11 protein-coding genes are annotated in these 12,513 nt (G+C 71.4%); 8 read left to right on the forward strand and 3 right to left on the reverse strand.

Going from position 1 to position 12,513, the window contains the following annotated elements; all coding sequences use genetic code 11:
* The 4 genes from VGE03_RS13370 to VGE03_RS13385 form a co-directional block, all read left to right on the forward strand.
* Positions 1-670, forward strand: a 670-nt coding sequence (locus VGE03_RS13370) for an FtsX-like permease family protein (RefSeq protein WP_331046967.1), incomplete at its 5' end; no start/stop codon positions are given.
* A 9-nt stretch (positions 671-679) separates the two neighbouring features.
* Positions 680-1,318 carry a YdcF family protein gene (locus tag VGE03_RS13375; protein ID WP_331046968.1) on the forward strand — a complete coding sequence of 213 codons (639 nt, stop codon included), beginning with the start codon at positions 680-682 and terminating at the stop codon, positions 1,316-1,318.
* 2 nt (positions 1,319-1,320) lie between these two features.
* Complete coding sequence (locus VGE03_RS13380; RefSeq protein ID WP_331046969.1) at positions 1,321-2,040, forward strand: lysophospholipid acyltransferase family protein; 720 nt, start codon at positions 1,321-1,323, stop codon at positions 2,038-2,040.
* On the forward strand, positions 2,037-2,465 hold the full coding sequence (locus VGE03_RS13385; RefSeq protein ID WP_331046970.1) for a hypothetical protein: 429 nt from the start codon (positions 2,037-2,039) through the stop codon (positions 2,463-2,465). The genes VGE03_RS13380 and VGE03_RS13385 overlap by 4 nt, the downstream gene beginning before the upstream one ends.
* Position 2,466: 1 nt before the next feature.
* On the opposite strand, the gene pdeM is transcribed toward VGE03_RS13385, so the two are convergent.
* On the reverse strand, positions 2,467-3,198 hold the full coding sequence (gene pdeM / locus VGE03_RS13390) for a ligase-associated DNA damage response endonuclease PdeM (protein WP_331046971.1): 732 nt from the start codon (positions 3,196-3,198) through the stop codon (positions 2,467-2,469).
* 169 nt (positions 3,199-3,367) lie between these two features.
* Positions 3,368-5,899, reverse strand: coding sequence for a ligase-associated DNA damage response DEXH box helicase (locus VGE03_RS13395; protein ID WP_331046972.1), 2,532 nt, complete (start codon positions 5,897-5,899; stop codon positions 3,368-3,370).
* An 82-nt stretch (positions 5,900-5,981) separates the two neighbouring features.
* Between VGE03_RS13395 and VGE03_RS13400 the strand changes: the two genes are divergently transcribed.
* The gene (locus VGE03_RS13400) at positions 5,982-8,816 is read left to right on the forward strand and encodes an ATP-dependent DNA helicase (protein ID WP_414644956.1); all 2,835 of its coding nucleotides are present in this window, start codon (positions 5,982-5,984) and stop codon (positions 8,814-8,816) included.
* 125 nt (positions 8,817-8,941) lie between these two features.
* Here the strand turns inward: VGE03_RS13400 and VGE03_RS13405 are convergent, their stop codons facing one another.
* A complete protein-coding gene (locus VGE03_RS13405; RefSeq protein ID WP_331046974.1) occupies positions 8,942-9,376 on the reverse strand; it encodes a VOC family protein in 435 nt (144 codons plus the stop codon).
* 155 nt (positions 9,377-9,531) lie between these two features.
* Here VGE03_RS13405 and VGE03_RS13410 point away from each other — a divergent pair, with 155 nt between their 5' ends.
* From VGE03_RS13410 to hisC, 3 genes are read left to right on the forward strand one after another with little or no spacing between them, the layout of a single operon-like run.
* Positions 9,532-10,587, forward strand: coding sequence for a DUF2125 domain-containing protein (locus VGE03_RS13410; protein WP_331046975.1), 1,056 nt, complete (start codon positions 9,532-9,534; stop codon positions 10,585-10,587).
* Positions 10,587-11,270: a hypothetical protein gene (locus VGE03_RS13415; RefSeq protein WP_331046976.1), complete on the forward strand. Its 684-nt coding sequence runs from the start codon at positions 10,587-10,589 to the stop codon at positions 11,268-11,270. The genes VGE03_RS13410 and VGE03_RS13415 overlap by 1 nt, the downstream gene beginning before the upstream one ends.
* Positions 11,271-11,278: 8 nt before the next feature.
* On the forward strand, positions 11,279-12,367 hold the full coding sequence (gene hisC, locus VGE03_RS13420) for a histidinol-phosphate transaminase (RefSeq protein ID WP_331046977.1): 1,089 nt from the start codon (positions 11,279-11,281) through the stop codon (positions 12,365-12,367).
* Positions 12,368-12,513: the final 146 nt, after the last annotated feature.

Here is a 12,513-nt window from a genome sequence, read left to right on the forward strand (position 1 = left end):
CGACGCCGCCGCCGCCCGCGCCGCCGAGACCCTGGCGGGCGTCACCGGGGTGGACGAGGCCGAGGCCATGGACCGCAAGGCCGCCGAGGATTTGCTGCGCCCCTGGGTCGGCGACGCGGTCCTGCCCGACCTGCCCCTGCCCCATCTGGTGACCGTGCGGCTGAACAGGGACGCCCCGGCCAGCGCCGTGACCCTGAGCCGGGCGCTGGCGCAGGCGGGGGTCGACGCGACCGTGGACGATCACAGCCTGTGGCGCGGCGAGGCCGAGCGGTCGGCGGGCCTGATCACCGTGCTGGCGGCCCTGGCCTTCCTGCTGACGGCGGGCGCGGCGGGGGCGGCGGTGGCCTATGCGACCCGCGCCGGGATGGCGGCGCAGGCGACGGTGATCGAGACCCTGAGCCTGAACGGCGCCTCGGACGGGCGGATCGCGGGGCTGTTCCAGCGCCGCTACGGCCTGCTGGCGGCGGGCGCGGGCGCCGCGGGCGCGCTAGCGGCCATGCTGGCGTCGAGCCTGCTGCGCCTGCTGGGCGGCAGCGACGGCCTAACCCCCGCCCTGCCCGTCGCCTGGAGCGATATCCTGATCCTCTCGCCATGTCCGCTGCTGGCGGCTACGGTGGCGCTTGTCGCGGCGCGCTTCACCGCGCTGGCGCGACTGAGGGGCCACAGGTAGGCTAAGGGCATGAAGTTTCTGACTTTCATCGCCATCGTGGTGTTAATCTGGCTGATCGGCCTGTTCGTGTTCGCCGAACGGGTGCGCGGCTACACGCCCGCGCCCGAGCCGGAGCGCGCCGACGCCATCGTGGCCCTGACCGGCCCGTCGGCGGAGCGGGTCAACGCCGCCATCCGCCTGCTGGAGCAGGGCAAGGGCGACCGGGTGCTGATCTCGGGCGTCAACCGCGAGGTCCGCCGGCAGGAGCTGCGCGCCCTGACCCCCGGCTCGAACCGCCTGTTCAACTGCTGCGTCGACCTGGGCTTCGAGGCCGAGGACACCATCGGCAATGCGCAGGAGATCGCCGCCTGGGCCGACGCCAAGGGCTATGAGAGCCTGATCGTGGTGACCTCGGACTACCACATGCCGCGCGCCCTGACCGAGATCCGGGCCGCCGCCCCCGGCGTGGCCCTGACCGCCTATGCGGTCGAGACCCCCTCGCTGGACAATTCGCGCTGGTGGCGGGCCGCCGTCACCGCCCGGCGGATGACGCTGGAATATCTGAAATACCTCGCGGCCCTGGGCCGCGTCGCCGTGGGCAAGCTCTCCGGCGAGGGACGTCCGGCGGCGACCGCCGCGGAAGACGCCCCGCAAGAAAAGGCCGCCTGACCGTGCAGACCCTGCGTTCGTTGCTGTTCACCCTGTGGCTCTATCTGTCGATGCCGATCTTCGCGGTCGGCCTGTCGCCCGCGCTGCTGATGGCTCATGGCCCGGCCATGGGCGTGATCAAGGCCTGGGCGCGGTTCGTGCTGTTCGGCCTGCGCTGGATCGCCGGGGTGAAGGTCGAGTTCCGGGGCCTTGAGCACCGCCCGACCGGCCCGGCCCTGATCGCGCCGAAGCATCAGGGGATGCTGGACGTGGTCGCGCCCTTCGCCGTCCTCGACGACCCCTGCTTCGTGCTGAAGAAGGAGCTGATGGTCCTGCCCTTCTTCGGCTGGTTCGCCTGGAAGACGAAGATGATCCCGGTCGACCGCTCGGCCGGTTCGACCGCGCTGAAGACCATGGTCAAACAGGCCCGCGCCCGTCTGGCCGAAGGCCGCCAGATCCTGATCTTCCCGGAAGGCACCCGCGCCCCGGTCGGCGCGCCGGCGGACTACAAGCCGGGCGTGGCGGCGATCTATCGCGATCTGGACGTCCCTTGCTGGCCGGTGGCCACCAACTCCGGCGTCCACTGGCCCGCCCACGGCTTCATGCGCCACAAGGGCACGGTGGTGTTCGAGTTCCTGCCGCCCATCCCCGCCGGACTGAAGCGCGCCGAGTTCATGAAGCGGCTGGAGGACAGCGTGGAGACGGCGTCGGCGGCGTTGCTGAACCCGGAGCCCAAGGCATGATCCGGCGCACGCTGATCGCACTGGGCGGCGTGGTCGCCCTGACCGGCCTGACGGGGTTCGCCGAGCCGGACCGTTATGCGGCGGGTCAGGTGTGGGAGTACCGCACGCGACCGGGCGACGAAGGCTCGCTGCTGAAAATCCAGCGGATCGAGACGATCGGGCCCGCCGACGGCGGCGAGCGGGTCTACCATATCTCCGTCATCGGCTTCCGCCTGCGGAATCCGGAGATGCAGCCCGTGCTCCAGCACTCTCCGGTCAGCCGCGAGACCCTGGACGCCAGCGTGACGCGCCTCGGGGATCAGTCGGTGAAATTCCCCGATCCCGGCGACGGCATCGCGCAGTGGAAGGCCGACAACGGCGGGATCTTCACGCTTCCGGTTGCGGAGATCATCGAGTTCATCGACCAGCAGACCGCGGGACGCTGACCTACCGCACCGTCTCCCACGCCAGAGCGTGCACCTTGTCCCGCCCGAGCGCTGCGACCAGCGGGGGCTCGGCGAACAGGCCCGCGACCGCCGCGTCCCGCACATCCAGACCGCCGGTGAAGGCGCCGAAGGCGGGCATCAGGAGGCGCTTTCCGTCGGTGACGAAACAGGGGCGCCGAACGCCCCGGCCGTAGGCGGCGACCCGGGCGGCGGGGTGGAGGTGGCCGGCGACTTCGCCCATGGCTTCGCCCGGCTGCGGCTCGTGGATCAGGGACAGGGCGCCCAGCGACAGGGTGGTGACGACCCGCCCCGGCAGGGCGTCCAGCGCCCCCTCCAGCGCCACGAGGTCGTGGTTGCCTTCCAGCCAGACCCAGTCGCGGCCGACCGCGAGCCGGGCCACGCGCTCGCGATCCTCCGTAGACAGACGATCAATGGCCTTCGAGTCGTGGAAGCTGTCGCCCAGCAGGATGACGCGGGCGGGATCGAGCGCCTCGATCTCCCCCTCCAGCTTCGCCAGCGTGGCGGGGCTGTCGTAGGGCGGCAGCATCTGGCCGCGCAAGGCGAAGGCCGAGCCCTTCTCGAGGTGCAGGTCCGAGGCGATCAGGGTCCGGTGGTCCGGCAGCCACAGGGCGCCCGAGCAGCGCAGCACGCAGGCCTCACCGGCCACGCGCACCTTCAGCCCGCCGCAGGGATGGCGGAAGGGGGACAGGGTCTGTCGCAAGTTCGCATTCATCGTCCTTCTCCCCTTGAGGGAGAAGGTGGGCGGCGGAGCCGTCCGGATGAGGGGTAAGGTTCAACCTGCAGAACGTCTGACGATGAGCGTGGGGCCAGCAGCCCCCTCATCCGTCTCGCTCCGCGAGCCACCTTCTCCCTCAGGGGGAGAAGGAACGCGTTTTGATTATTCACGCCGCGCCCTCCAGTTCCGGTGGGGCGTCGGCCATGATCTCGGCGATCAGCGTCTCCTCGGCGAAGTCCAGCGCGGTCTCGGACAGGATCATTTCCGCGGCCCCGCCGCCCACCCGTTCGCGCCCGATCTGGACCAGCACCGGGACGCAGAAGGGCGAGGGTCGGTCCAGAGGCTGGTGCACGAGCTGGCCCTGGATGCGGGTCAGGAGCTGGCCCAGCCGGGCGACATCCAACAGGCCGGAGGCCGCGTCGGCGCGGGCCGTACGCAGCAGCAGGTGATCCGGCTGGTGACGGCGCAGGACGTCATAGATCAGGTCGGTCGAGAAGGTGACCTGCCGCCCGGTCTTCTCCGCCCCCGGCTGGCGCTGCTCGATCAGGCCGGAGATCAGGGCGCAGTTGCGGAAGGTCCGCTTCATCATGAAGCTCTCCTCCAGCCAGCTCTCGAGGTCGTCGCCCAGCATGTCGGGCTCGAACAGGGCGTCGAGGTCGACCGTATCCATCGGCCGGATCGACCAGATCGCCAGCGAATAGTCGGTCACCACAAAGCCCAGCGGGCCGATCTCCAACCGGTCCAGCCGCTTCGTGATCAGCATGGCCAGGGTGGTGTGGGCCAGCCGCCCCTCGAACGGGTAGCAGACCATGAAATGCCGGGTCCCGCGCGGGAAGGTCTCGACCAGCATTTCGCCGGCGCGGGGGATGCGCGAGCGCACCTCCTGCAGCTCCAGCCACTCCTGCACGTCGGGCGGCAGGACGCGCCAGTGATCGCGGTCCTGCACCATGTCGCGCACCCGCTCGGCCAGCGACGTGCCCAACGGGAATTTGGAGCCGCCGTAGGAGGGGATCTTCGGGTCCTTGCCGGTGGCCGCGCTGACCAGCGCATCGGTCCCCGAGATGCCCTGGAAGGCCCAGACCTGACCGGCGAAGATGAAGGTGTCGCCGGGCTCCATCTGCTCGAAATACCACTCCTCGGCCTCGCCGATCTTGCGGCCGCCGATCAGGTGCTTTCCTCCGGCACGGCGCGAGGCGACCTTCACGTTCAGATTGGCGGCCGAAACGATGGCGCCGACGTTCATGCGGTGGCTCTGGGCCAGCTGGGCGTTGCGGACCTTCCAGCGGCCGTCCGGCGTGCGCACGATGCGGGCGAAGCGGTCGTAGGTGCGCAGGGCGTAGCCGCCGGTGGCGACCAGATCGACCACCTCCTCGAACTGCTCATACGTCAGGCCGCGGTAGGGACCGCAGGCGGAAACCTCCGTATACAGATCATCCAGATCAAACGACTCGGAACAGGCGCAGCCCATGATGTGCTGGGCCAGGGTGTCGAGGGTGCCGGTGTGGACCGGCTCCCAGTCGAAGGCGTTTTCGGCGACGGCCTCGCGCGCGGCCTGGCATTCCAGCATCTCGAACCGGCTGGCGGGGACCATGAGGGCGCGCGACGGCTCGTCCAGCCGGTGGTTGGCGCGGCCGATCCGCTGGACCAGCCGCGACGCCCCCTTGGGCGCGGCCAGCTGGATGACCAGATCGACGTCGCCCCAGTCGATGCCGAGGTCCAGCGTCGAGGTGCAGACCACGGCGCGCAGGTCGCCGCGCGCCATCGCCGCCTCGACCTTGCGCCTCTGCTCGGCGGCGAGGGAACCGTGGTGCAAGGCGATGGGCAGGCTGTCCTCATTGATCGCCCACAGCTGCTGGAACACGAACTCGGCCTGCCAGCGGGTGTTGACGAAGATCAGGCTCATGCCCGAGCGGCGGATGGCGTCGTAGACCTCGGGCACAGCGTGGACGCCGGTGTGACCGGCCCAGGGGACACGACCTTCGGAGACGAGGACATCGATGACGGGCGGGGCGCCGGGGTCGCCTTTGACGATGGTCACCGGCGCTTCGGGGGCAGGCTTGAGCCACCCCGCGATCATCTCCGGATCATCCACGGTCGCTGACAGGGCCACCCGCCGCATCGCCGGCGCGAACTTCTGCAACCGCCCCAGACCGAGCGACAGCAGGTCGCCGCGCTTGCCGCTCCAGATGGCGTGGACCTCGTCCAGCACCACGCATTTCAGGTCCGCGAAATAGGCCCTCGCCCCCTCCCAGGCGCAGAACAGGGCCAGCTGTTCGGGCGTGGTCAGCAGGATGTCGGGCGGGAAGTCGCGCTGGCGCTGGCGCTTGGACTGTTTGGTGTCGCCGGTGCGGCTTTCGACATGGATGTTCAGCCCGATCTCGCGGATGGGCGTCATCAGGTTGCGCTCGACGTCGGTGGTCAAGGCCTTGAGCGGCGAGAGGTAGAGGGTGTGCACCCCGCTGCCCGGCCCGTGCGGCGGACGCGGGCCGCGCCCGGCCAGATCAATCAGCGACGGCAGGAAGCCCGCCAGCGTCTTGCCGCCGCCGGTGGGCGCGACCAGCAAGGCGTGGGCGCCCGCCTGTCCCGCGGCGACCATCTCCAGCTGATGCCGACGCGGCGCCCAGCCGCGCGAGGCGAACCAGTCGGCGAAAAGCGGCGGAAGCGTTGCGGGAGCGGCGTCGGACGTCACGGAGGGCATATAGCATGTTCCCGTTCCGTTTCACGCCTCCAGACGCTATCTAGTCCCGGTGTCCACCGACTCCCTGACATCCGCCGCCGGCCTGACCGGAACCGAGCCCTGGCTGGACCTGCCGCCGGCGCTGGCCGTGCCGCCGGGCGCGGGGGCGGTGTGCGACCCGGAGGGGGCGCGCAAGATCGGGCGGGGCGCGGCCGAGGGGCTGTTCACCGGCGGCGCCGTGATGGTCGCCCACGCCAGCCTGACCGCCAGACGTCTGGGCATCGCGCCGCCGCCACGATCGGGCGACCTGCTGGATGTGCTGGAGCTGTTCGCCTTCGTCCGGCCCGCGCGGTTCTGCGCCCCGTCGCCGACTGGTCTGGCGCTGGCCATGGGCCAGCCGGAGCCGAAGGGGCCCGAGGCGCAGGCGCTGGCCCTGCGCGCGGCGGCTGAAGGGCTGCTGCGGGAACTGGCGGACCCGGCCTATCCGCAGCGCGAGGACGCCTTCACCCTGAACGAGACCCTGTCGCGGGCGGGCTGGAGCTGGTCCTGGCGGGTGGCGGGGGCCTTGCAGCACCAGCCGTTGCGAGCGCGCCAGCATCGCGGCAGCGGCATTGACGTCTGGTCCCGGCTGACCGAATGGGAGGACGAGGCGCCGCGCGGCGAGGCGGGCTCGGCCCCGGTCGACAGCGAGAGCGCGCGCATCCGGCTGGAGAAGCTGTTGCAGGCCTCCGGGCTGGACGAGACCCGTCCGGCGCAGTCCGACTATGCCGCCGAGGCCGCCTTCGCCTTCTCGCCGCGCAATGAGGAAGGCCGACCCCGCGTGCTGCTGGCCGAGGCGGGCACGGGGACGGGCAAGACCCTGGGCTATCTGGCGCCCGCCAGCGTCTGGGCCGAGCGCAATCACGGCGCGGCTTGGGTCTCGACCTACACCCGCGCCCTGCAGCGGCAGATCGACCGGGAGTCGGCGTCGCTGTGGCCCGATCCGGCCGAGCGGAAGAAGAAGGCCGTCGTCCGCAAGGGGCGGGAGAACTACCTGTGCCTGCTGAACCTGCAGGAGATGGTGCAGGCGGCGCAGCTGGGGAACGGCGACGTCGTGGCGATGGCGCTGGTCGGGCGCTGGGCCCTGTATTCGCGCGACGGCGACATGACCGGCGGCGACTATCCCGGCTGGCTGCCCGGCCTGTTCGCCACGCCGACGGCGCAGCAGGCCAGCCCGGCCAATCTGGTCGACCGGCGCGGCGAATGCGTGCACGCCGCCTGTCCCCACTACCGGCTGTGCTTCGTCGAGAAGACCATCCGCGCCAGCCGCCGTGCCGATCTGGTGGTGGCCAACCATGCGCTGGTGATGACCCAGGCGGCGTTCGACGGGGCCCGCTCGGCCCGGGGCCTGAAGCAGGACGGCGAGACGGCGGCGCTGAAGCGGATCGTCTTCGACGAGGGCCACCACCTGTTCGACGCCGCCGACAGCGCCTTCTCCGCCTGCCTGTCCGGGCAGGAGGCGGCCGAACTGCGCCGCTGGATCCGGGGACCGGAGGGGCGCGGACGGCGCGGGCGCGGGCTGGAACAGCGGCTGGGCGACCTGTGCGCCGACAACGAGGCGGCGACGAAGGCCCTGCAGGACGCCATCCATGCGGCGGCCCAGCTGCCCGGCGAAGGGGCGTCCGGGCGGATCGCCCCGGCCTCGGGCGAGGTCAATCCGATCGGCCCGATCGAGCGTTTTCTGGTCGCCGCGCTGGAACAGCTCCGTGCACGGACCAGCGAGAGCGGCGGGCCGGGCGGGATCGAGTTCGGGCTGGAATGCAGCCTGCGGCCGGTGACCGATCCGGTGCTGGACGCGGCGCGGGAGGCGGCCCGGGCGCTGGCGGCCGTCGAAACTCCGCTGCTGGCCCTGTCACGGCATCTGGAGGACATCCTCGACGACGAGTCGGTCGAGCTGGACGGCTCGGCGCGGGCGCGGATCGAGGGCGCGTTGCGCGGACTGGACCGGCGGGCGCGGATGACCCTGCCCGGCTGGCGCTCCATGCTGGCGGCGCTGGACAATGACACCGGCGAGCCGGACCCGGACTTCGTCGACTGGCTGAGCGCCGAGGCCGCCTTCGGCCGGATCGCCGACGTGGCCCTGCGCCGGCACTGGATCGACCCGACCGTGCCGCTGGAGGCGGCGGTCATCATGCCGTCGCACGGCGTGCTGGTGACCAGCGCCACCCTGTCCGATCCGGGGGCGGAGGATCCGTTCGATCTGGCCCGGATGCGGACCGGCTCGGCGCGACTGATCGAGCCCGCCCGGACGCTGAAGGTCGAAAGCCCGTTCGACTATGCGGAGAACAGTCGGGTCATCGTCGTCAATGACCTGATCAAGGACGACACGCGCCAGACGGCGGCGGCGATGCGCGAGCTGTTCCTCGCCGCGGGCGGCGGGGGCGTGGGCCTGTTCACCGCCATCCGGCGGCTGAAGGCGGTCTATGAACGACTGGGACCGGACCTCGCGAAGGCGGGCCTGCCGCTCTACGCCCAGCACGTCGATCCGCTGGAGGTCGGGGCGCTGGTCGATGTGTTCCGGGCCGAGCAGGACAGCTGCCTGCTGGGCACCGACGCGGTGCGCGACGGGGTAGACGTGCCGGGGCGCAGCTTGCGCATCCTCGCCTTCGACCGGGTGCCCTGGCCGCGTCCGGACCTGCTGCACAAGGCGCGGCGGGAACGCTTCGGCGGCAGCTCGGCGCAGGGCCGCGCCTATGACGACGCGCTGGCGCGGGCGCGGATGGCGCAGGCCTTCGGCCGACTGATCCGCCGGGCCGACGACAAGGGCGTCTTCGTCATGCTGGACGCCGCCTGCCCCACCCGCCTGTTCGCCAGCCTGCCGCCCGGCACGGAGGTGCTCCGCATGGGGCTGGCCGAGGCTGTGGAGCTGGTGGGCGGGTTTCTGGGGGAGAAGGCTTAGGGCTTTGGGTATGGGGTGTGGGGTGTCGGGTGTCGGGGCTTGGGATGAGACCTGAGTTTGTTTTCGCCCTGTGCCCCGCGGCCAGAAGCCCAACACCCCACACCCCACACCCCACACCCCGAGCCCTAGGCCTCGAAGGTGATCTCGACGCTGTCCGCCGACCGCCGGGCCTCGCCGTGGAAGACCGCCTCGATGTTGTTGCCGTCCGGATCGAGCAGGAAGGCGGCGTAGTAGCCGGGGTGGTAGGGCCGCTCGCCCGGAGCGCCGTTGTCGGTCCCGCCTGCGGCCACACCGGCGCTGTGGAAGGCCTCGACCGTGGCGCGATCCTTGGCCTGGAAGGCCAGATGGTGACGGCCGGTCAGCCGCCCCGTCGCCGCCACGCTGTCCGCGGTGGAGACGAACAGTTCGTCGACCCAGAAGAAGCTTTCGGCCTCGCCGCCCAGCGGGATGTCGAGCGTCGCGAACACCGCGTCATAGAAGCGCCGCGAGGCCGGAAGGTCGGCGACCACCAGCTGGATATGATCGATCAGGCGGCCGCGATGCAGCGACTGGGTTTCCATGGCGCTCTTCCCTTGATGACGACAGCCCAACGGGCGGTCACATGGGCCGTTCCGTAGCGTGGGCGCTTGTCAGGGTCTGGCAGCATCCGCATACAACCCGTTCCCGCGCCTCAGGCGTTCCTGTCTCCCGGCCCCCCGCTTTCCCCGGACCCTGAATGAGCAACGCGACCGACAAACCCTACCGCCATCCCCGCCGCGGCCTGATCGGCCCCTTCCTTCTGGTCGGGATAATTCTCGCCGCCTGGACGGGCTGGTGGTTCTATCTGGTGCAGCAGATCGAGACCCGGCTGGAGGCGCAGGTCGTCGCCCTGCGCGAGGACGGCTGGACCATCCAGCACGCCGGGGTCAGCACCACCGGCTGGCCGTTCCGGGCCCGGGTGTCGATCCCGCACGCCAGCATCCTGGCCCCGTCGGGGCACGGGGTGGCGGCGCCGGAGTTCATCGCCGAGGCCAACGCCTGGAACCCGGACCACTGGGTCATCCTCGCGCCGGAAGGCCTGACCCTGACCCGCGCCGGCAAGGGCAAGGTGGGCGTCCGAGGCGACGCCGTGCGGATGAGCATCAGCGACCTGCGCGCGCGCTTCCCTGACCTGAGGCTGGAGCTGGTGCGGGCGGTGTTCACGCCTCACCCGGGCGCCGACCCCTTCCCCATCGCCTCGGCGGAACGGATCCAGCTGGAGACGCGGCCTCACCTGACCAACGGCGAGGCCCGGACCGATGAGATGGACGTGCTGTTCAACCTGGTCGAGGCGCGTGGCCGCCGTGGCGGCCCGGTCGAGGGCGCGACCCGGGACGGCGAACTGACCCTGGCGCTGGAGGGCGTCGTCGCCCAGGCCAGCGCCCTGAAGGGCCCGAACGCCGCCGGGGTGTTCACCAACTGGACCCGCGCGGGCGGCCGTTTCACCGGCGTGCGCGGCGAGGTTTCGGCGGGCGACAGCCGGGCCCTGCTGACCAGCGACCTGCTGTCGGTGGACGGCGACGGGCGTCTGGTCGGACGGGTCTCCCTGACCGCCGAGCGGCCGGGTCCGGTCGTCTCGGGCATGGCGCAGGCGCCGTCGGGCGCAGTGAACCGCAGCGGGGCCATCAGCGCCGCGGCCGCCACCGCCGGAGCGGTCAACGGCGACCGGCCCGTCGAGCTGTCGCTGGAGTTCCGGGACGGCCGCACATGGCTGGGCCTGTTCCCGCTGGCCCCGGCGCCCAAGCTGTTCTGATGCTGGTCGAGCCGCCCGAGGACGCCGCGCGGCTGGCGCTGGATCGCGCGCTGGCCGAGGCCGTGCGCGCGCATCTGGCGGCCGGTCCGCGCCCGAGCGTGGACGCCGACGCCATCGCCCTGAGGGAGGCCCTGAAAGGCCTGAGCGCGCCCGAGGTCGCCGCCGCCCGCGCCGTGCTGGGACGGCTGGACGCCGCCACCGGGGCGCCCCTGGTGGTCTGGGGAACGGCCTCGCAGGTGCTGGCGGCCGACCGCTACGGTCTCACGGCCCGTGTGGCGGCGCAGCCCGAGGCCGCGCTGAAGGCGGTGCGGGAGGGCGCGCGCGCGCTGATGGACCTGACGCCGTCGAACGCCTGGTACGGCCGGCTGCTGGCCGAGCCGGACCTGCGGGTCGTCGCCGCCCTGCCCGATCACGGCGCGGGCCTGCCCCGCGCGCTGCTGGTGCAGAAGACTCCGCCGGGGCCGACCGGCGATGACCGGACCTTCTGGGCCACCGACAGCACCCTGCCGAACAGCCGGATCACCGACGCCCTGTCGGACGCCGGGCTGATCGCGACGCCCCTGATCGAGGCGGGCGGCTTGAAGCTGTTCGTGCTGGCGGGCTATGTGCAGGCCGAGGACGGGCGGCTGAACGGCGCGCCCGGCAAATTGTCCGGCGTCATCGGCGCCGCCCCGATCTTCTGAGAGCATCCATGACCGACGCCATCCAGCCGAAGCCCGGCATCCTCGACATCGCCCCCTATGTCGGCGGCAAGTCGAAGATCGACGGCGTGGCCGAGCCGATGAAGCTGTCGTCGAACGAGAACGCGCTGGGCGCCGGCCAGAAGGCGCGCGACGCCTATCAGGCGGCGGTCGGCAACATCCACATCTATCCGGACGGCCGGGCCGGCAAGCTGCGCGACGCCGTCGCCGCCCACCACGGACTGGAAGGCGACCGCCTGATCTTCGGCAACGGTTCGGACGAGGTCTTCGCCCTGCTGAACCAGACCTATCTGCAACCGGGCGACAACATCGTCACCGGCCAGTACGGCTTCCTCGCCTACCGCATCTCGGCCCTGGCCAACCAGGCGTCGGTGAAGCTGGCCCCCGAGCCGGGCTTCAAGGCCGAGGTGGACGCCATCCTCGAGCAGGTCGATGAGCGGACGAAGATCGTCTACATCTCCAGCCCGTCGAACCCGACCGGCAGCTACAACACCGCCGAGGAGACCCGCCGTCTCCACGCCGCCCTGCCGCCCCACGTCCTGCTGGTCATCGACGAGGCCTATGCCGAGTTCGTCACCGCCCCGGACTGGGAGACCAGCTTTCCGCTGGCCAAGGACGCCGAGAACATCGTCGTCACCCGCACCTTCTCCAAGATCCACGGCCTCGGCGGCCTGCGCATCGGCTTCGGCTATGCGCCGCTGAAGGTGTGCGAGGCGGTGGACCGCATCCGCCTGCCGTTCAACGTCTCGGTCGCGGGTCTGGACGCCGCCGTCGCCGCCCTGTCGGACGAGGCGCATCAGAAGGCCTCGCTGGAGCTGGTCGAGACCTGGCGTCCGCGCCTGACGCAGGCGATCAAGGGCTTCGGCTTCGAGATCTTCCCGAGCGCCGGCAACTTCGTTCTGGTCCGCTTCGCCGACGCCGCCACGGCCTCGGCCGCCAACGACTACCTGCACACCAAGGGCATCATCGTCCGCCCCGTCGGCGGCTACGGCCTGCCCGACTGCCTGCGCATCACGGTCGGCACCGAAGACCAGAACCGCGCGGTGCTGGACGCGCTGAGCGAGTTCGCGGCGCGGTGACGCCTCTCCTCCCCGTTCGCGTTGCGAATGGGGAGGTGTCGCGCTTCGGATACGAAGCGTGACGGAGGGGGCGGCTCAGGCTTCTGAAAGCTGGCCGCCAATCCCTTTCCATCCGCGCCGCCCCCTCCGTCTCGTCGGCTGATCGC

Origin of the sequence: Brevundimonas sp., assembly GCF_036400995.1 — a bacterium.
In the GTDB taxonomy this organism is placed as follows: Bacteria; Pseudomonadota; Alphaproteobacteria; order Caulobacterales; family Caulobacteraceae; genus Brevundimonas.

Bases quoted from the DNA above. Each gene is read 5' to 3' on its own strand.
- hisC (WP_331046977.1), top strand. From the start codon at position 11,279: ATGACCGACGCCATCCAGCCGAAGCCCGGCATCCTCGACATCGCCCCC.
- VGE03_RS13395 (WP_331046972.1), bottom strand. From the start codon at position 5,899: ATGCCCTCCGTGACGTCCGACGCCGCTCCCGCAACGCTTCCGCCGCTT.
- VGE03_RS13375 (WP_331046968.1), top strand. From the start codon at position 680: ATGAAGTTTCTGACTTTCATCGCCATCGTGGTGTTAATCTGGCTGATC.
- VGE03_RS13415 (WP_331046976.1), top strand. From the start codon at position 10,587: ATGCTGGTCGAGCCGCCCGAGGACGCCGCGCGGCTGGCGCTGGATCGC.
- VGE03_RS13405 (WP_331046974.1), bottom strand. From the start codon at position 9,376: ATGGAAACCCAGTCGCTGCATCGCGGCCGCCTGATCGATCATATCCAG.
- pdeM (WP_331046971.1), bottom strand. From the start codon at position 3,198: ATGAATGCGAACTTGCGACAGACCCTGTCCCCCTTCCGCCATCCCTGC.
- VGE03_RS13385 (WP_331046970.1), top strand. From the start codon at position 2,037: ATGATCCGGCGCACGCTGATCGCACTGGGCGGCGTGGTCGCCCTGACC.
- VGE03_RS13410 (WP_331046975.1), top strand. From the start codon at position 9,532: ATGAGCAACGCGACCGACAAACCCTACCGCCATCCCCGCCGCGGCCTG.